The sequence below is a fragment of the Vibrio brasiliensis LMG 20546 genome, assembly GCF_000189255.1.
GTDB classification, from domain to species: Bacteria; Pseudomonadota; Gammaproteobacteria; order Enterobacterales; family Vibrionaceae; genus Vibrio; species Vibrio brasiliensis.
On the sequence record NZ_AEVS01000008.1, the window covers coordinates 177,067 to 195,858 of the forward strand.

Genomic DNA, 18,792 nt, shown 5'->3' on the forward strand with positions numbered 1-18,792 from the left:
GATTTAGCCTGGAATCTTAGCAACCATTCGAACTGACGTAGTCAACTCTTCAAGTTGTAGCCAAGGACGAAGGTGCGCGACTGCAGAGTATGAACCTGGACGGCCCGGTTGCTCTACAACTTCAATGCGAGACTCAGCCAGTGGAGTCTTAGCACGCTGTTCGTTACCAATTGCACCAGCGTTGGTGTATTGATCAATCCAAAGTTGCAGTTCACGTTGAATGTCCGGAGCTTCCAGGTTTGAACCTAGTTTGTCACGGCCCATAACTTTCAGGTAGTGAGCGATGCGGCCACTTGCCATGATGTACGGCAGACGAGCAGAGATTGCCGCGTTTGCTGTTGCATCTGGGTCAGTGAATGTTTTTGGTTTTTGAGTCGTTTGACCACCAATAAACACGCCGTAGTTAGAGTTTTTGTAGTGAACTAATGGTAGGAAACCAAGATCACTTAGCTCTTTCTCACGTTCGTCGGTCAGGTTAACCTCTGTTGGACATTGCTGAACAAGGTCACCAGCTTCAGTTTTGTAGGTTAGGTTAGGTAGGTTCTCTACTTTACCGCCGTTATCCAGACCACGAATCGCAGTACACCAGCCCGACGCTGTGTATGCCTGAGTCATTTTCAGACCAAGGTCGTAAGCAGCATTTGACCAAACCAGCTCGTCGTTGCTTGCTGGGTTTGGATTGCCATCCATGTCGGTGCCTAACTCTTCGTAGTTGAACAGATTAGTGCCCAGACCTTTCGCACCGTATGGCAGACGAGCCATAGTACGTGGCAGAGTAAGTGTTACGTAACGAGCATCATCACTTTCACGGAAAGCATTCCAAGCCGCATAAGCTGGAGAATCGAAACCAGCGGCTACTGGCTTACCTTCGTCGAATGTAGTGAAGTCGTTGAACTCAAACATTTGCGCGTTAGCTGCTGCAACAAATGGTGCATGACATGCTGCTGCTACTTCGCCCATGTAGCGAAGAAGAGCAACGTCTTCATCTTTAGCACTAAACTCGTAATCACCGATAAATGTGCCATAAGGTTCACCACCTGCAGTACCAAATTCACCTTGGTAAACAGCGTTGAACAGTGGGCTACGGTCGATTGCAGGAGCATCTTCAAATTGCTCAAGCAGCTCTTCCTGAGTGAAATCAACCATTTTGATCTTAAGATCACGGCCTAGTTCACTTTCTTTAACCAGCTTCTGAACACCACGCCATGAACCTTCCAGTTTCTGGAAGTCATCTTGCTGCATTACTTCAGAAAGCTGCTTTGAAAGCTTTTTGTCGATTTCAGAAATAGCGTTTTCGATTGTCTTGGTTAAGTTTTTATCCCAAGTAACCGTGCCTGATAGGGCTTGCTCCGCTAATACAGAGAAAAGCTCTTTAGTCGTATCTGCAGGCGTTTGCGTTGTCGCTTCAATCGCTCGGTCTAGAAAACTCAGCGCGCCTTCTGCTGCTTCTGGTTGGCCTTGATTTTCAGCTTCAGTGCTCATTATTCGCCTCCTTCTTTGTTGATACCTAGTTCATCTGAAAGTGCGTTAATTGTGTCCGCACTTTGCAGTACTTCTTTAAGTAGCTTTTCCAGATCGCGTGAGCGATCCGCTTTAGAAAGCAGAACCTTTAACTGGTTACGTGTTTCTACAAGCTTCTTAAGAGGCTCAACTTGCTCAACGATCGCTTCTGGTTCGAAGTCTTTCATTGAGTTGAACTTGAGGCTAGCTTCAAACTGGCTATCGTCATCCGCTAGCACGTTATCAACTTTCAGGCTTAGCTCTGGACCAATGCGTTTCATTACATTGTCAAAGTTGTCTTTATCGACGTTGTAGAACGTACGCTCTTCAACGTCTTCCTTGTCCTGCTTATGACCCGAGTAGTCACCAATCACCCCAACAACAAATGGGAGTTCTTTGGTTTCTACAGCGCCATTAGTTTCCACATCGTAAGTGATACTTACGCGGTTTTTACTTACGCGTTTGTGTTGGGAATTAAGTGCCACAATGGATCTCCTTATTCAATTAAGATGCAGTCGATGTCACTTTAGCCGCTGTAGCGTCGAAGCCTACTTCAGGACCTTTCTCGATCTTACCGCCTTCGCCTTCGATGTAGTAAGCCTTAGAAATTTCTGTGTAAGTCAGGCTGAAAGATTCGTTCGGTAGTGAACCGTCAGAAGCTGCCATGTTGTAGCTAGACATACGTGCTGCTTTTAGCGTCAGGATTAGGTAAGGATCGGCACCTGAACCTTCACGGTTTGGCTTAGTCATCACGATCTCAACGGTTTTACCTTCGCCACCTGGAGCGTATAGGAAAGTCGTTAGGTGAGGCGTTGCACCGTCACAGCCACGAGTCACGTTTACTTCACCTAGTGCAACCATACCTTGGTCTGCGTTGTTAGCGTTACCGACATCAATACCTACACCACGTACAGCGTTCCAAGTGATAGTGTCGATAGCGAAGAAACCATCTTTACCACCAATCTTCTCTACAGTTGCAGCACCTTTAGGTTTTGTACCGTCTATTCTCATGAAAATAGAAGCCATTTTATTCTCCTTTGCTGATCAGCATTTCGTTACCACTCAAAGTCAGTCAGGCCACCTGACGACTGAGCGGACGTCGCTTCAGTTTGTGTTGGTTTTGTTGTGTTGACTGCTTCCGGTTGAGTAACCTCAACAGAAGGAGTCGGTTCTTTAGTTAATTGCGTGTCGTTGTTAGTGATTGCATTATTATTCGCGACAGCAGTTTGCTGTGTCGCTTTATTACTGAGATCGACTTGATTAAGGTTGTCCATCCCAGTTAATTGGTTTATGTGTTGCACTACGCCACTGTTACCGCCAGTCATCTCTTCGATTAATTCGGGAAGGCTCATGTATCCCCAACGGATGGCACGTTCAAGCAAGAAAGAGATTGGGCTATGTGGCTCTGTCTGTTTGAAAAACTCGGAAATTTCTCTTATCTGCTGGAACGCCTGATCACGACTTGCTACCTGACCTAGAGAGAGCGGTTGAGCGACTGGGGCTGCGGCTTGAACTTGAGGTGCCGCCACCGGGGCGACAGTTGAAGTTGTGGGTGCAGCTACCTGGCTTTCTGTGGGTGCCGCTGGGGCAGTCTCAACCACAGCTTCGCTGACTGTCGCTGGTTCTGATACTGCAGGCGTTGGCTCGGCAACGTCTTCTTGGCGCGGTTGAAGATTTTCATCCAGCGGCCATAGAGCAAACTTGTCTCCAGTTAGATAGCGAATCGCGTTAATTGAGTCTGCGATATTGGCTTTAACAAAGCGGAAACTAATGGGTGTTACGCCCACTTGCTGGCATTGCTGTGCGATAGCTAGCTCCGCCTGACTAAAGTTCTGGTAGCTTTCGGCTAGCAGCATCACGGTTTGTTCGACTTCACTTGAAAATAACTGCTGAGCTTTCTGTTTCAGTTCAGCCAGAGATCCAGAGCGCTCGGCACGAAGGTAATCACCAAACGTGATCTCTTCAATCAGCCCAATCAATTGCAGTGGCATGAACAGGGCAGTAGAGTCGTTGCTTTCACCGACTAACTGCAAAAGAGGTTTAATTCGAAATTCGGCCAGCTCTTTTGCTTTACCTTGTTCGTCATCACTTTTGATTTTGTTCTCTGGCAGGGTCGGGTGCAACTCCGTCCAGAACTGCTCGATAAATCCAGTTAGTACTTTAGTTGAGTCGGCCAGATTGTGATATGGCTGAGCCGTAAACAGTTGACTTGAAATAAACCAGCCCAACAACTCAATATCTTTGGTAGATTGGGTCAGAGCATCGAATGTGCTTTCGCGCAACTGCTGCCAGTTAGTTTGGTTAGCATCAAGCAGTGCTTCATCGCTTGATGCGTCAGGCGTTTCGATTAACTGGCGAAAAGAAGATTGGGCTGCGTTGTAGTTGTTACGCAGGCCGCGGTATGCAGAACGATCAAGTTTAAGGTAAGCACCTGTTGGAGACTCTTCAGAAATGGGTGTTAATAAACGATCGATTTCTACCATACGACTTCCGTTATTATTTTGTATCAATTTGGTAAATGTAAACGCCTGAAAAATTAGTAATATGTGGGGCGATTCCTACAATTGATAGTCTAGGCTTATTTTTGTAAAAGGCTCGTCCATTTTCATTATTTCCGTAAAAAAGTGACCTGCGTCTAGAAAATTGGACGGAGCACGGTTACTTTTTAGTAAATCCTTGTTTGGATGATGGTTTTATCCACCTATAAGAACTGTGGGCATACCTAATACTATTGTGCCACCATGTGCAGTTGTATCGCCCATTCTTGCAGCAGGTTTGTTCATAATCATTACCGTTGCACTGCCTTTAATGATCGAATCCGGTGGTCCAACACAGACACACATATCACCCATAGTCGCCGCTGGCATATTGCCTATCAGGACAGTGGGAACGCCAGGGCCACTAATAGGGCCACCAACATGAGGTATTGGTGGAACAGCAGGGGTCTGCATAGGGCAGACGTGCATGTCTGTTAGTCGAGCGGCTAATGTCATCCTTTTCCTCCGTTTCCACCACCAGCGATATCAATAGAATAGGCTACTGATTGAGTATAGTAGGCTTGCGACTCATTCCAAGCGGGTAGAGCAGCGGCGTGGTTAATTGCTCCGGCAACGGCTTTGGCATAGAGGAATGGGTCAGGCAGCACCGCAGGAAGATCGGGTGCGACAATACTACCGGAGCCATTCCAGAATACCGCTTGTGATAGCCATGACGGTCCGCAGTTTAGTTCAAGGCGGTTAGAGAGCAGTTCGGCCTTGCGACGCAGCTCCTCCGCTGGCGACTGAACCCATTGCTGGGCAGTTTGAATACACTGAAGCTGAGTAGGGCTCCAGATATCCTGACGTTGTTGAACGCACAGGCTTGCCCACCAAATCGCCTCACGAACAGGTAAGGCGTGAGCCAGAAATTGAGTAAGGTCATTAAACAACTCCTCCGTTTGCAAAGCTTCAATCGCTTGTGCAACGCTCATTTCTGGATCCAACAACTGTTGTGCTTCTTCAGAAGCTTTAAACCTTGGTAAAATCTGGCCACAGGTCTGGTAAGGGATTTTTTTATAATTCATTAGTTAACCTTAACAATCGCACCTTTTACTTCGCCCATCACACCACCATCAAATGTTGCTTTAAGGCCTGATTTGAATTCGGCGCTCAGTGAACCTTCTGCGGATAACGTGGTATCTGCTTTAATTGCAACGCTCATACCTTTGATCGAGTTTGAGCTTGTCGCTTGTAAAGCCGTGGTTGCACCGGAGATCTTGTTGGCAGAAGTTGCTTTACTGGTGACGTTGGTGCCTTCTAGATTGAGTGCGCTGCTCGCTTTTATGTCGATATTGCTTGCCTCAATCGAGATGGATGAAGAAGAGATAGATATCTTGCTTGAACCTACCTTTAAGTCGATGCTGTCATCGGCTTCAATGGTGATGGTTTTAGCTTTTTCCGATAACGCTTTAGTCACGGTAAGGCTGTAGTTATCCTCGGTGGAAATCGCCATCTGTTTGGTGACTTTCTGTGTCAGCTCGCCCTTCACCGTCTCAGTGTGATTGTTTTCAACTTCCTGAGTGATGTCTTTGGCCGCATGCATATAGATTAGCTCGTTATCTTTCTTATCATCGAAATAGAGCTCGTTTGACTGTCCCGACAGTTTTGTTTTGATACCACTCTTAGTCGAGTTAGCTTCTTTGTATGGCGGAGCATTCTTACTGTTGTAGACACTGCCAGTAATGATTGGCTGGTCTGGGTCGCCATCGATAAATGACACCAGCACTTCCTGACCAGTGCGTGGTACGAACTGCGCACCATAGCCACTGCCTGCCATCATCTGGGCGACACGCACATAGCAGCTGGTCTTATCACCGCTCGCTTCAGTGTCCCATTGGAACTGGATTCTGACCCGCCCTTGGTCATCCTGGTTAATCTCACCAGCGGTAGAGCCAGCAACCGTTGCACTCTGCATTCCATGGACCCGTTGCTTCTGGATCGGGGTCGGATAGTAGGAGGTCGCTTTTGGCACGGCGGTAATCGTCGAATGACAAGTTACGTCTGATGAGTAATTGGTCGTAACGGCAATAATCGAGTAATCGTCAAGCTGAGACTTGTCTAAATGGCTTGAGAGTGAGAACCAGGTGGCGATGTCGAACAGATCGTGCTTCGCTGTTGCTTCAATGGTCTGATAGTTTTGTTCAAGGTGCTCAATTCGTCGCTTAGCCAGATTACTCGCCAGATCGGTTTTATCTCCGGAAACACCTAAAGGAGGGTAATGGCGATTGGTCAGTTTGGTGTTGTTGGCAATCGAATGATTACTCTTTTGCGCCTTACTGGTGACAAATTTTGTTTGGGTGTAATCGTAAGCCGTTAACTCGATGCTAGAACCATGAAATGCTAAAGCCGGTGCCCAGGTGTCGAGCAACGGCAGCGATCCTGACGGTGTTTCAGCCATGTCGAATTTGGCATTGTCTGCCTTATCAAAAGGTGATTGAGCGTCTTGAAGTACTAGAGTGTGTTCCGTTGCTGAGTGAGTAAAGTAGTAATGAACCCCTTCTTCTGCCAGCAAACGAGTGACGAAGTCGAAATCCGATTCGTTGTATTGCAAGCAGTATTCACGCTTGGTCGACGGCATCTTGGCGATCTTGTAACAGCCTTTAAAACCAGCATTGTCGAAGATGTCGCTAACAATATCTTTGGTTGACTGATTCTGATACACACGAAAAGCGTGAGTGTGCTTAAGTAACTCTAACCATGGCTTTAAGGTCACTTGATAAACCGCATACTGAAGATTGCTATCCATGCCCTGATTTTCAATCCGCGTCACAATGCCGTTATATGAGCGCGACAAGGTTGAGCTACCCGCAAGGTTGGAATATCGATTCACAGTAAGCAGCTGGCCTAACTGGCTCTGAGCATCAAAGTTGCTGGAAATTAGCGTTGCACTGATTGAAAACGATTGTGACAGAGACTGAGTCACGGAAAACTGGCTGATGGTATGTTCTTGGCCTTTGTAATCTTTGGCGGATATCGGGCTTGCAGATGCCGAATATTTTTCAGCCATAACACGTCCTTTAAACTAACTACTGAGTTTCGACACAATTGTTTTTCGAAACAATGGGTTGTGGTATGTGTCAATAATGTATTAAAACGTAGCAGGAAATTTTTGTTAAATAAATTAAATTTGCCAGATTTTAACGGTTACGTAACAGTTGAGTTATCTGATACGCAAAAGAGTGTGTAAACACTACTGGGTGAGATTTCATAGTTGTTACGGTTAGCAAAAAGCCAGAACAGTCGTTCTGGCTTTGTTTCAGGTTGTTATGGAGAGGTCTTTTTAACAACGAACTCATGACCATCCAGAATACCTTTACCATTCTTTAATTCGTTAAGACGCGCGGTAACGATGCCATCGGAACTGGTGAAGTCGACGCTATAGCTATCGGTGTATTCCTGAACGTACTTACTCGACAAAGATTTGAGCTTATCGATATAGACCACGGCTTTATCAAACTCGCCTTGGGAGACGACCTCAAGTTTAGGGGTCAAGAGCTGGGCAAACTTATAGGGGTGGGCGACAAAGCCACTACCCATCACCAGTGCGGCGATAATCGGAGTCGTAATTACCGCTCCCTGGAACCATTCAGAGAACATTTTGTGGTTTTGAACCAGGCTACCATTGGCGTTACGGTTATCCCACTCTTTCTTAGCTCGCTTCAGAACTCTGCCAACCAGAGTGCGCTGAATGACATAATCGACTAACTTAACGATTCGTTCAAACAAACCAGTTAATACACTTACCAGAGTACCAACTCCAGCAAACGCATCACCAGCGGCTTCTAAACCGATTTTTGTAATACCTACTGCCGCATTTTTGATGCCACCTAGTGCACCCGTTGCTGAGTGGCGAGCTAGCGCATTGGCGATAATGCTTGGGTGACCACCCAATAACTCGACACCGCGTCCGGCGTAAATCTGACCGACTAAGTCCTTCGACTTACATACGGCTTGTTTTACGTCCAGAGTAAATGTCTGATGCGCTTTGAACATAGCCCCAACCTGGAATGAAGCTTGAGAAGTTGCCAGCAAACTCACCAATTAACCATGTGGTCATGTCGGCAACATACTCAACACCGAATAGCAGTTCACCGTAGACACTCCGAGCCTTGTTCATCAACATTCTGAAGAAGTCTGAAATTGCCTGTTTTACTTTAGTAATCACAGCCGAAGCAGCATCACCAACGACTTTAGCGGCACCAACGACTTTTTTTCCCGCCTTGGTTTTTTGCAGTTTATTGATGGCGTTTGTCTTATCAAGCAGACTATTGGCTGCAGTTTTAAAATCACTGAGAGGTTCTGAACCAATTACAAAGTTATCGAAAAAGTGAGCGTTGGAAAAAGTGGATACTTTAGATATCTCGGTACTCGCTAACATGTACATGGCACCCATTCGTGCATCGGCCATCTGTGCGACCTGCACATCGAGTGCAGTGTTTTTGGTTTTACCAAACATTTTGTCTTTGATGAGACGTTTTAGAATTTTTACCTGCATGCAAGCCTCGCAATTAAATGCAATACAACCAATTTATTAGAACTATTGGTTTAATTTATGTATCAGAAAAGCATAATACATTTTTATTTGAATCCAATAGCCAAATTTAACCTAAATATAGCTAATTAAGTGTTTGTTGTTACCGTTTGATTACTTATTACACAAAGTGACTGCGGCTGCAATATCGTGCATTTGATCAGCTTGATTCTGTTCGCGTGCTTATGTTTTGGTTTTTCTATCTGATTGAAATTAAAGGGATTGAAGGTTTTTCTGGGCGTGTATTGTCCAACATTTGCCGCTAGGATAGGGGTGTTTTTGAATAGTTTGTAGCCAGCTTTGTCTGCATCAGACCTAGTAGCTTAGGGAGTTTACTCCATTTGTCTAAAATATAGAGTTTAGGCTGGCGTGAGGCGTTTTTGTGACGCTGCTTCAATAACCTAAAGTGCTATCTACTATCCACAACCAGTAGTTTGGCTGTACGGTAAGCAAAATCCATACTTTCAATTTCATTAGGACGTTGAATCAGGTGCTCAACTGAAGGGAGTACCACGAAAAATACCAGTGGCTCTGGGTACATATATTTCCATGTGTGGTCACTTGGCGATTTTTTGTATGCCTTTAGGTTTATGGTCAGAACCAACTGTTCTGGAGCAAGTCGGCTACCTTTGAATTTACCTAACTCATGAACGGCGCCCCACAGTGACTCCAACGGACGTTCATGAGTGCTTTTAAGAAACATTTCTAGCTGAAGTGTATCGTTATGATCCTGCTTAATCGTGCTGATGCGATGAGCGAAACGTAGCCCCTGTTCGAAAGGGAGGTAATCAAGCGCATTGTCGACAATCTGGTTTTGTTGCGGGCATAGCTGAATAGAATCTGCTGGCTGTTTACTGGCGTAAAGCTCACAAGTGAACTGCTTGATCACTTCTTCTAAAGCGCGGTGAAACTGCTCGCTGCGTAAATCTTCTACCGAGACTGCGCGGTTATCGATAGCTTCTGCAAAGACGAGCTCAATTGCTTGATTAACTGTTTGTTTCTCTTCGACTAGCACAAACTCATTATGCTTGATTGCTGCTTTGAGAACATTGTCCGACTCAATCACAGTAATGTCTTCGCTAGAGTAGGTGGTGTCACGTAACTGAGGGTAATAGGGATCCCGCTCCGCTGGAGAGAACATAGAACAACCAGCCAGAGTAACTGTTGCCAGTCCAGTGAGAATAGTGTGAACCTTGCCGTTGTGCATAAGCCTCTATCATTGCTGCTTTAAAGAATGTAGTTAGGATACTAATCGCATAATGGCTGTGAGTCATTGATATCATTGCAATAATGTCGCCCCACGTCACATCCTGTTTTTTTCTGTTTGTCTCTATCCAATGTTCTGCACTAATAAAACCGTTATACCTTAGTCTAAATTGTCGACAATCCACTTGATTGTCGACAATATAATGGTCTATTTTAAAAATGTAACAACAAATTGTAGACAGTTTGCTGTCTTGAGCGTGAGTAAATCGGATATGAACCTAGAACTGAAATCTCGTCGTAAAGAAGGCGTAGCCGAGAAAGAAAATACTAAGTCTGAGACGCTGACAGAGTCTTTGGTTGAAGCGATTGTAAGTGGTGAAATTGCACCTGGCAGTAAGATATCTGAACCTGAACTGGCCAAGAACTATCAAGTTAGCCGAGGCCCACTACGCGAAGCGATTATGCGTCTCGAAGGTTTAGGGTTAATTGAGCGTATTCCCCATGTCGGCGCACGAGTTATTACCTTTTCTCCAGAAAAACTGATTGAGCTCTATTCTGTACGTGAAGCGTTAGAAGGTATGGCGGCTCGATTAGCAGCCCGACATATCACTGCCGAAGAGTTGGCTGGTCTTGAAGCTGTGTTGTCGACACATTCAAATCATATCGATGAAGTCGAAGGTGCATCTTATTTTCATCAGCATGGCGACTTCGATTTCCACTACCGAATTATTTTAGCCAGTCGCAATAGCAAGCTTATCTCTTTGCTGTGTGACGAGCTGTATCACTTATTGCGCATGTATCGTTATCAGTCGCCACGAGCTCAGTCTCGTCCGGTAGAGGCGTTAGACGAGCATAAATACATTTTACAGGCGATCCGTAATCGCGATGAAGAGTTAGCAGAGATGCTAATGAGACGTCACATTTCCGGAAGCCGCACACTGATTGAACAACAAATCCTAAGGGACTAGAGGAAACAGTCATGAGTTTATCTCAAGGGGCCAAGTTCAGACTTGCCGTCGAGCAAAATAACCCACTTCAAATTGTCGGAACCATTAATCCTTATTGCGCCATGATGGCGAAGAACCTCGGCCATCAGGCTATCTATCTTTCTGGTGGTGGCATTGCCAATGCCTCTTATGGTTTACCGGATCTAGGTATTACCACGTTAAATGATGTACTGGTTGATGTTGAGCGAATCACTAACGCCTGTGACTTACCTTTACTAGTTGATATCGACACTGGTTTTGGCGGCGCATTCAATATTGCCCGTACCATCAAAGCGATGGAAAAAGCAGGCGCGGGCGCCGTACATATGGAAGATCAGGTCGCTCAGAAGCGTTGTGGTCACCGACCGAATAAAGCGATTGTTAGCCAACAAGAGATGGTTGATCGCGTCAAAGCTGCCGTTGATGCACGTAATGACGAGAGCTTTGTTGTGATGGCACGTACTGATGCTCTGGCTGTTGAAGGTATTGACAGTGCTATTGAGCGAGCGATTGCATGTGTTGAAGCGGGGGCAGATATGATCTTCCCGGAAGCAATGAACAAGTTAGAGCAATATGTTCAGTTCTCACAAGCGCTCGAACAGGCAACAGGTAAGCACGTACCGATCCTGGCTAACATTACTGAGTTTGGTCAGACACCGCTATATGGTTGTGAAGAGCTGGCTAAGTCGCGCGTAGATATGGTGCTGTACCCACTGAGTGCATTCCGAGCCATGAACAAGGCGGCTGAAACTGTCTACAAACATCTGTTAGAGGTCGGAAATCAGGAAGCGCTAACTGAGTCAATGCAGACTCGTAAAGAGCTGTATGCTCATCTGAAATACCACGACTACGAAGACAAGCTGGATCAGCTGTTTTCAGAAGGAAAATAGTCAAACGGAAGCCCAGGAAAACGAATTCGGAATTAATCCAATAACGTGAAATCGTCTGGTATCAAAACGCTCCGCTAAAGAGAGCAGTACCAGACGGAAAAGGAGTTCAAAATGTCTCAATCATCGAAAAAAACTGCAGAGTTAGGTGGCGCAGGCCTTCGTGGTCAAAGCGCAGGTAGCACTGCTTTATGCACTGTCGGCAAAACGGGAACAGGTCTAACGTATCGCGGTTACGATATTACCGACCTGGCAAATAATGCACAGTTTGAAGAAGTTGCTCACTTACTGTTACGTGGTCACTTACCAACGCAGGCTGAACTGGATGAATACAAAACGCGTCTTATTAGCTTACGTGGTCTGCCAGCTGAACTTAAGCAAGCACTAGAGCTCATCCCGGCGTCTGCTCACCCAATGGATGTAATGCGTACGGGTTGTTCTGTATTGGGTAACCTGGAGCAAGAAATGAGTTTCGACCAGCAGGTTGATGCTACAGAGCGTATGTTAGCGCTGTTCCCTGCCATCATCTGTTACTGGTACCGCTTTAGCCATGACGGTGTGCGTATCGATACTGAGGATCAGTCTGAAACCTGTATCGGCGGTTACTTCCTTAAGATGCTAACCGACAAAGCACCGACTGACATGCACAAAAAAGTGATGCACTGTTCCCTGATTCTTTATGCAGAGCATGAGTTTAATGCTTCGACGTTTGCTGCACGCGTTTGTGCTTCAACTCTGTCGGATCTTCACTCATGTATTACTGCCGCAATCGGCACGCTACGTGGTCCTTTGCATGGCGGTGCAAATGAAGCAGCGATGGAGATGATTGAGAACTGGCAAACGCCAGAAGAAGCGGAAGCTAACATTATGCAAATGTTGGCTAACAAAGATAAAATCATGGGCTTTGGCCACGCCATCTACCGTGAGAGTGACCCTCGCAACGCCTTGATCAAGCGCTGGTCAGAAGAGTTATCGAACGCAGTGGGGGATACTCATTTGTACGCAGTATCTGAGCGTGTTGAGTCGGTAATGAAACGCGAAAAAGGTCTGTTCTGTAACGCGGATTTCTTCCATGCATCGGCATACCACTTCATGGATATTCCGACCAAACTATTTACGCCAATCTTTGTAATGAGTCGTCTGACGGGGTGGGCTGCACACGTATATGAGCAGCGCGCCAATAACCGCATCATTCGTCCAAGTGCTGATTACACAGGTCCGGATCATCAGGATTGGGTACCAATCGAAAACAGGTAACCCCTCATCAGTGCTCCCTCGATAGCGGGGGAGCCAATAATAACGATTTACCTGAATGGAAGCTGCTATGACTGTTAATACTCAATACCGCAAATCGCTTCCGGGAACTCATCTTGACTATTTTGATGCCCGAGAAGCTGTCAATGCCCTGTCTGAAGGGGCTTACGAAAAACTGCCTTACACTTCACGTGTTCTTGCCGAGCAATTGGTCCGTCGTTGTGACCCAGATATGCTCACTCAAAGCCTGCAACAAATCGTTCAACGCAAGCGTGACCATGATTTTCCCTGGTATCCGGCTCGTGTAGTGTGTCATGACATTCTTGGTCAAACGGCACTGGTCGATTTGGCTGGTCTACGTGACGCAATTGCGAAACAGGGTGGTGATCCTGCCAAGGTTAACCCTGTGGTGGAAACTCAGCTGATTGTTGACCACTCACTCGCCGTCGAGCATGCGGGTTTTGACCCTGACGCTTTCGAGAAAAACCGTGCGGTTGAAGAACGCCGTAATGAAGACCGTTTTCACTTTATCGAATGGTGTAAAACTGCGTTTGAAAACGTCAGCGTGATCCCTGCGGGTAACGGCATTATGCACCAAATCAACCTCGAGAAAATGTCGCCAGTAGTGCAGGCGAAAGAGGGTATTGCTTATCCTGATACCTGTGTCGGAACTGACAGTCATACTCCTCACGTGGACGCTCTGGGAGTCATCGCGATTGGTGTAGGTGGTCTGGAAGCTGAGACTGTCATGCTGGGTCGCCCGTCTATGATGCGCCTGCCGGATATCGTTGGGGTAAAACTGACTGGTAAACGTCAGCCGGGTATTACCGCGACCGATATTGTATTAGCGATTACAGAGTTCTTGCGTAATGAGCGAGTTGTCTCGTCATATCTGGAGTTCTTTGGCGAAGGGGCAAAAGATCTTACTATCGGTGACCGAGCGACTATCTCTAATATGACGCCGGAGTATGGTGCAACGGCGGGCATGTTCTATATCGATGAGCAGACCATTAACTACCTTAAGTTAACTGGCCGTGATGACGAACAAGTGGCTCTGGTTGAACAGTACGCTAAGCAGACTGGCTTGTGGGCTGATGATTTAGAAACGGCGCAATATGAGCGAGTGCTTGAGTTTGACCTGTCTGAGGTCACTCGCAACATGGCGGGTCCGTCGAACCCACATCGCAGACTGCCAACATCGGAATTAACCCAGCGTGGAATTGCGATGTCACCATCAGAGCAGCCAGAGGTTGAAGATGGTCAGTTACCAGACGGTGCCGTGATCATTGCAGCGATTACGTCGTGTACTAACACCAGTAACCCGCGCAACGTGGTCGCGGCTGGATTGGTGGCTAAGAAAGCCAACCAACTCGGCTTAGTGCGCAAACCCTGGGTCAAATCATCATTTGCGCCGGGCTCTAAAGTCGCCAAGCTTTACCTTGAAGACGCGGGTCTGTTACCTGAACTAGAGAAGCTGGGTTTCGGCATTGTTGCCTATGCATGTACGACCTGTAACGGTATGAGTGGTGCTCTCGACCCAGAGATTCAACAAGAGATCATCGACCGCGACGTTTACACTACGGCAGTGCTATCGGGTAACCGCAACTTTGATGGCCGAATCCACCCGTATGCTAAACAGGCGTTCCTGGCTTCACCACCATTAGTTGTTGCTTATGCACTTGCGGGAACCATGCGTTTTGACATTGAACGTGACGCTCTGGGTACAGACCAAAATGGAAATCCAGTCTACCTAAATGATCTATGGCCAACGGACGAAGAGATTGATGCAGTCGTTGGTAAGCACGTTAAGCCTGAACAGTTTAATCAGGTTTATATCCAGATGTTCAAACTTGATGACGACGAGCGTAACAGTAATCCACTTTACGACTGGCGTGCGAAAAGCACTTATATTCGTCGCCCTCCATACTGGGAGGGCGCGCTAGCCGGAGAGCGCACTCTATCGGCAATGCGTCCGCTGGCGGTGCTTGGCGACAACATCACTACCGATCACCTGTCACCATCGAATGCCATTCTCGCAAGCAGTGCAGCGGGGGAATACCTTGCTTCAATGGATGTTCCGGAAGAGGATTTTAACTCTTACGCGACACACCGTGGTGACCACCTAACTGCGCAGCGAGCAACATTTGCTAACCCGAAACTGTTCAATGAAATGGTTAAAGAGAATGGTGAAGTTGTGCAGGGCTCGCTAGCTCGTATTGAACCAGAAGGTAACGTGACACGCATGTGGGAAGCGATCGAGACCTACATGAACCGTAAGCAGCCGCTGATTATTGTTGCTGGTGCAGATTACGGTCAGGGCTCATCACGTGACTGGGCAGCGAAAGGGGTTCGCCTGGCAGGTGTGGAAGCGATTGTTGCTGAAGGCTTTGAACGCATTCACCGTACTAACTTAGTCGGCATGGGCGTTTTACCACTGCAGTTCAAACCAGGTACAGATCGTAAAACTCTCGAACTTGATGGCAGTGAGTTGTATGACGTGATTGGAGAGATTAAGCCAGGAGCTGACCTTGCGCTCGTCGTAACCCGTGCCAATGGTGATAAGTTCGATGTGCCTGTCACCTGTCGTTTAGATACGGCTGATGAAGTCAATGTTTATAACGCTGGCGGTGTATTACAGCGCTTTGCTCAAGACTTCTTAGCTCAGTAGGGGGCAATGATGAAACTCAATCAGATCAAGGTTCCCGCGACCTATATGCGTGGTGGAACCAGTAAAGGGGTGTTCTTTAACTTGCACGATTTGCCGCCACAGGCACAAACAGCAGGTGAAGCGCGAGATCGCTTGTTAGTGCGAGTGATTGGTAGCCCGGATCCTTACGCCAAACAGATTGACGGTATGGGCGGAGCGACGTCCAGTACCAGTAAAACAGTCATTGTTTCCAAGAGTGATAAACCGGATCACGATGTTGATTACCTGTTTGGCCAGGTGGCGATAGATAAACCCTTCGTCGACTGGAGCGGTAACTGTGGCAACTTATCGGCTGCGGTAGGCCCGTTTGCTATTCATGCTGGTCTGGTCGACCCGGCACGTATTCCTGACAATGGTATTGCGGTTGTCAGGGTATGGCAGGCGAATATCGGCAAGACTATCGTGATTCATGTGCCTATCTGTGACGGTCAGGTTCAGGAGTTGGGTGATTTCGAGCTCGATGGAGTGGCATTCCCTGCGGCAGAAATACAGGTCGATTTTATGCAGCCTGGCGATAGCTCAGGGAGTATGTTTCCAACAGGTAACCTGATAGACGAACTTAATGTTCCGTCGGTTGGCAGCTTTGAAGCGACCATGATTAATGCTGGCATCCCGACTATCTTTATCGACGCTCACGCTTTGGGCTACACGGGTAGTGAATTGCAGCAGGACATCAACAACGATGAAGCTGCGTTGCAGCGATTCGAAACCATACGTGCTTACGGCGCGTTGAAAATGGGCTTGATTGAATCGATTGAAGAGGCTAAGTCGAGACAGCACACGCCTAAAGTAGCGTTTGTCAGTGAGGCAAAAAGCTACGTTTCCTCTAGTGGTAAACGGGTCGAAGAACAGCAAGTGGATCTGCTAGTACGTGCGCTCTCTATGGGTAAGCTCCATCACGCGATGATGGGTACTGCAGCGGTCGCTATTGCATCAGCAGCCTGCGTTCCGGGAACAGTCGTCAATCGAGCAGCTGGTGACGGAGAAAGAGAGTCGGTCACTTTTGGTCATCCGTCAGGAACACTTAAAGTCGGCGCTAAAGCGAGTCAGAGTGAGCAGGGTTGGTTGGTCGATAAAGCGGTCATGAGCCGAAGTGCTCGTATTATAATGGAGGGATTTGTGCATGTACCCTCCGATGTCTTTGCGTAGTTAGCTGCAGCTAGCTATTAACAAGCAATGTCAGGACATACTGGAGGAAGCAATATGTCTGCATATCAAAAAGAATATCAATGGGCACTTAATCAACCGCAAGAGTTTTGGGCTCAACAAGCGAAAAACATCGATTGGTTTAAAGCGCCTGAAACTGTGTTGGCGAATGACGAAAACGGAATTGAACGTTGGTTCCCAGATGGATTACTCAATACCTCCTGGCTAGCGCTGGATTACCACTGTGAACAAGGTCGTGGCGAACAAACCGCGCTGATTTATGATTCGCCGGTAACGGAAACTAAGCGTAGCTATACCTATCTGGAGCTACGTGATCAGGTCGCTAAGATCGCCGGTATGCTATCGCAACAAGGGGTTGAGAAGGGCGATCGAGTTGTTATCTACATGCCGATGATACCTGAAGCGGCAATGGCGATGCTGGCGTGTGCCCGTTTGGGGGCTATTCACTCTGTGGTCTTTGGTGGATTTGCTGCTAACGAGTTGGCGGTTCGTCTCGAAGACGCTGAGCCAAAAGTGGTGATGACAGCGTCATGCGGCATCGAAGTCAGCAAGGTCATCCCATACAAACCATTAGTCGATAAAGCGATTATGGATAGTCGCTGGAAGCCAGAGCGAGTGGTGGTACTGCAACGACCACAATGTGAAGCATCACTGGATCACGAGCGTGATATCGACTGGCAGCAAGCGTATCAGTCTGCATTGCCACACGCGTGTGTGCCAGTACTTGCGACTGATCCGCTCTATATCCTCTACACATCTGGTACAACGGGTAAACCTAAAGGGGTTGTGCGTGATAATGGTGGTCATGCGGTCGCGATGAAGTACTCAATGACCTCTATCTACAACATTCCTCAGGATGGCGTGTTCTGGGCTGCATCGGATGTCGGCTGGGTGGTTGGTCACTCATACATTGTCTATGCACCACTGATTCACGGCTGTACAACGGTACTGTTTGAAGGCAAACCTGTTCGTACGCCAGATCCGGGCGCCTTCTGGCGAGTGTGTGAAGAGTATAAAGTCGATGTCCTGTTCTCGGCGCCAACGGCGTTCCGTGCGATTAAGAAAGAAGATCCGGACGGCAACTTTATTAACCAGTATGACCTTTCAAGCCTGAGAACTATCTTTATGGCGGGTGAGCGACTAGACCCACCAACTCTGGAGTGGGTAGAAAGCAAAGCGGATAAGCCTGTGATTGACCACTGGTGGCAGACAGAAACCGGTTGGGCAATTGCCGGTAATCCGACGGGTATTGAGCTTATGCCAGTGAAAGCGGGCTCTGCAACTAAACCAATACCAGGTTATCAGGTTGAAATCCTTAATGAGCTTGGTGAGCCAGTTGAAGCTAACCAACAGGGCTTTGTTGCTCTGAAGCGCCCACTGCCACCAAGTTGTCTGCCTACCGTATGGCGTAATCACGACCGCTTCGAGTCGGGCTATCTTAGCCAGTTCCCGGGTTACTACGTATCGGGGGATGGTGGTTATCTCGATGAAGAGGGCTACCTGTTCATTATGGGACGTATTGATGACGTGATTAACGTTGCGGGGCACCGTCTATCAACCGGTGAAATGGAAGAGATCGTTGGCGGCCACCCTGCAATTGCCGAATGTGCGGTTGTCGGTGTCCACGATGATCTGAAAGGCCAGCTACCACTCGGTTTAGTAGTACTCAAGGATGGGGTTAAGGTCGATGATGTTCAGCTCGAAGGTGAACTGGTTGGTAAGGTTCGTGACGAAATCGGCGCCGTAGCCTGCTTTAAGCACGCGCTGGTGGTTGAGCGCCTGCCGAAGACCCGCTCAGGTAAAATTTTACGTCGTACCATTCGCCAGATAGCCGATGGCGAGCAGTACACAGTACCATCAACAATTGATGACCCGACCAGCCTGGAAGAGATTGAAAAAGCTCTCCATTCTTAGTCGAAATAAGCTGACTAACTTCAAGCCCCTAATTGATAGGGGCTTTTTTGTTGAAAATTTTTGACCAAACCGCCACACTATTACTTTATTTGTAACGCAAAAA

16 protein-coding genes are annotated in these 18,792 nt (G+C 47.3%); 6 read left to right on the forward strand and 10 right to left on the reverse strand.

Annotated elements, in window-relative coordinates; all coding sequences use genetic code 11:
* Positions 1 to 3: 3 nt before the first annotated feature.
* The 10 genes from tssC to RH46_RS01845 form a co-directional block, all read right to left on the reverse strand.
* Positions 4 to 1,482 (reverse strand): type VI secretion system contractile sheath large subunit, encoded by a 1,479-nt coding sequence (tssC, locus tag RH46_RS01805; RefSeq protein WP_006877689.1) that lies wholly within the window; start codon positions 1,480 to 1,482, stop codon positions 4 to 6.
* Positions 1,482 to 1,985 carry a type VI secretion system contractile sheath small subunit gene (gene tssB, locus RH46_RS01810; protein ID WP_006877690.1) on the reverse strand — a complete coding sequence of 168 codons (504 nt, stop codon included), beginning with the start codon at positions 1,983 to 1,985 and terminating at the stop codon, positions 1,482 to 1,484. The genes tssC and tssB overlap by 1 nt, the downstream gene beginning before the upstream one ends.
* A 19-nt stretch (positions 1,986 to 2,004) precedes the next feature.
* The gene (locus tag RH46_RS01815) at positions 2,005 to 2,526 is read right to left on the reverse strand and encodes an Hcp family type VI secretion system effector (protein ID WP_006877691.1); all 522 of its coding nucleotides are present in this window, start codon (positions 2,524 to 2,526) and stop codon (positions 2,005 to 2,007) included.
* Positions 2,527 to 2,555: 29 nt separating this feature from the next.
* Positions 2,556 to 3,983 (reverse strand): type VI secretion system protein TssA, encoded by a 1,428-nt coding sequence (locus RH46_RS01820; protein ID WP_006877692.1) that lies wholly within the window; start codon positions 3,981 to 3,983, stop codon positions 2,556 to 2,558.
* Positions 3,984 to 4,193: 210 nt separating this feature from the next.
* Positions 4,194 to 4,493 (reverse strand): PAAR domain-containing protein, encoded by a 300-nt coding sequence (locus RH46_RS01825; RefSeq protein WP_006877693.1) that lies wholly within the window; start codon positions 4,491 to 4,493, stop codon positions 4,194 to 4,196.
* Positions 4,490 to 5,062 carry a DUF6931 family protein gene (locus RH46_RS01830; protein WP_006877694.1) on the reverse strand — a complete coding sequence of 191 codons (573 nt, stop codon included), beginning with the start codon at positions 5,060 to 5,062 and terminating at the stop codon, positions 4,490 to 4,492. Before RH46_RS01830 ends, RH46_RS01825 begins: the two co-directional genes overlap by 4 nt.
* Positions 5,062 to 7,044, reverse strand: coding sequence for a type VI secretion system Vgr family protein (locus RH46_RS01835; RefSeq protein ID WP_006877695.1), 1,983 nt, complete (start codon positions 7,042 to 7,044; stop codon positions 5,062 to 5,064). The genes RH46_RS01830 and RH46_RS01835 overlap by 1 nt, the downstream gene beginning before the upstream one ends.
* A 257-nt stretch (positions 7,045 to 7,301) precedes the next feature.
* Positions 7,302 to 8,030 (reverse strand): hypothetical protein, encoded by a 729-nt coding sequence (locus RH46_RS22430; protein WP_006877696.1) that lies wholly within the window; start codon positions 8,028 to 8,030, stop codon positions 7,302 to 7,304.
* On the reverse strand, positions 7,978 to 8,532 hold the full coding sequence (locus RH46_RS22435) for a hypothetical protein (RefSeq protein WP_006877697.1): 555 nt from the start codon (positions 8,530 to 8,532) through the stop codon (positions 7,978 to 7,980). Before RH46_RS22435 ends, RH46_RS22430 begins: the two co-directional genes overlap by 53 nt.
* A gap of 445 nt (positions 8,533 to 8,977) precedes the next feature.
* Complete coding sequence (locus tag RH46_RS01845) at positions 8,978 to 9,775, reverse strand: hypothetical protein (protein WP_006877698.1); 798 nt, start codon at positions 9,773 to 9,775, stop codon at positions 8,978 to 8,980.
* A gap of 271 nt (positions 9,776 to 10,046) precedes the next feature.
* On the opposite strand from RH46_RS01845, the gene RH46_RS01850 reads away from it, so the two are divergent.
* The 6 genes from RH46_RS01850 (at position 10,047) to RH46_RS01875 (ending at position 18,689) form a co-directional block, all read left to right on the forward strand.
* Positions 10,047 to 10,742, forward strand: coding sequence for a GntR family transcriptional regulator (locus tag RH46_RS01850; RefSeq protein ID WP_006877699.1), 696 nt, complete (start codon positions 10,047 to 10,049; stop codon positions 10,740 to 10,742).
* 11 nt (positions 10,743 to 10,753) lie between these two features.
* Complete coding sequence (prpB, locus tag RH46_RS01855; protein WP_006877700.1) at positions 10,754 to 11,650, forward strand: methylisocitrate lyase; 897 nt, start codon at positions 10,754 to 10,756, stop codon at positions 11,648 to 11,650.
* Between the two features lie 111 nt (positions 11,651 to 11,761).
* A complete protein-coding gene (gene prpC / locus RH46_RS01860) occupies positions 11,762 to 12,904 on the forward strand; it encodes a bifunctional 2-methylcitrate synthase/citrate synthase (protein WP_006877701.1) in 1,143 nt (380 codons plus the stop codon).
* Positions 12,905 to 12,971: 67 nt separating this feature from the next.
* Complete coding sequence (acnD, locus tag RH46_RS01865; RefSeq protein ID WP_040894833.1) at positions 12,972 to 15,569, forward strand: Fe/S-dependent 2-methylisocitrate dehydratase AcnD; 2,598 nt, start codon at positions 12,972 to 12,974, stop codon at positions 15,567 to 15,569.
* A gap of 9 nt (positions 15,570 to 15,578) precedes the next feature.
* Positions 15,579 to 16,757 (forward strand): 2-methylaconitate cis-trans isomerase PrpF, encoded by a 1,179-nt coding sequence (prpF, locus tag RH46_RS01870; protein ID WP_006877703.1) that lies wholly within the window; start codon positions 15,579 to 15,581, stop codon positions 16,755 to 16,757.
* 54 nt (positions 16,758 to 16,811) lie between these two features.
* Complete coding sequence (locus RH46_RS01875; RefSeq protein ID WP_006877704.1) at positions 16,812 to 18,689, forward strand: propionyl-CoA synthetase; 1,878 nt, start codon at positions 16,812 to 16,814, stop codon at positions 18,687 to 18,689.
* Positions 18,690 to 18,792 lie beyond the last annotated feature (103 nt).

What these genes read in the sequence shown, in the direction of transcription:
- tssC (WP_006877689.1), bottom strand. Translation starts at nt 1,482, where the DNA reads ATGAGCACTGAAGCTGAAAATCAAGGCCAACCAGAAGCAGCAGAAGGC.
- RH46_RS01830 (WP_006877694.1), bottom strand. Translation starts at nt 5,062, where the DNA reads ATGAATTATAAAAAAATCCCTTACCAGACCTGTGGCCAGATTTTACCA.
- acnD (WP_040894833.1), top strand. Translation starts at nt 12,972, where the DNA reads ATGACTGTTAATACTCAATACCGCAAATCGCTTCCGGGAACTCATCTT.
- RH46_RS22435 (WP_006877697.1), bottom strand. Translation starts at nt 8,532, where the DNA reads ATGCAGGTAAAAATTCTAAAACGTCTCATCAAAGACAAAATGTTTGGT.
- RH46_RS01850 (WP_006877699.1), top strand. Translation starts at nt 10,047, where the DNA reads ATGAACCTAGAACTGAAATCTCGTCGTAAAGAAGGCGTAGCCGAGAAA.
- prpC (WP_006877701.1), top strand. Translation starts at nt 11,762, where the DNA reads ATGTCTCAATCATCGAAAAAAACTGCAGAGTTAGGTGGCGCAGGCCTT.
- RH46_RS01825 (WP_006877693.1), bottom strand. Translation starts at nt 4,493, where the DNA reads ATGACATTAGCCGCTCGACTAACAGACATGCACGTCTGCCCTATGCAG.
- RH46_RS01815 (WP_006877691.1), bottom strand. Translation starts at nt 2,526, where the DNA reads ATGGCTTCTATTTTCATGAGAATAGACGGTACAAAACCTAAAGGTGCT.
- RH46_RS22430 (WP_006877696.1), bottom strand. Translation starts at nt 8,030, where the DNA reads ATGTTCAAAGCGCATCAGACATTTACTCTGGACGTAAAACAAGCCGTA.
- RH46_RS01820 (WP_006877692.1), bottom strand. Translation starts at nt 3,983, where the DNA reads ATGGTAGAAATCGATCGTTTATTAACACCCATTTCTGAAGAGTCTCCA.
- RH46_RS01835 (WP_006877695.1), bottom strand. Translation starts at nt 7,044, where the DNA reads ATGGCTGAAAAATATTCGGCATCTGCAAGCCCGATATCCGCCAAAGAT.
- RH46_RS01845 (WP_006877698.1), bottom strand. Translation starts at nt 9,775, where the DNA reads ATGCACAACGGCAAGGTTCACACTATTCTCACTGGACTGGCAACAGTT.
- RH46_RS01875 (WP_006877704.1), top strand. Translation starts at nt 16,812, where the DNA reads ATGTCTGCATATCAAAAAGAATATCAATGGGCACTTAATCAACCGCAA.
- prpB (WP_006877700.1), top strand. Translation starts at nt 10,754, where the DNA reads ATGAGTTTATCTCAAGGGGCCAAGTTCAGACTTGCCGTCGAGCAAAAT.
- prpF (WP_006877703.1), top strand. Translation starts at nt 15,579, where the DNA reads ATGAAACTCAATCAGATCAAGGTTCCCGCGACCTATATGCGTGGTGGA.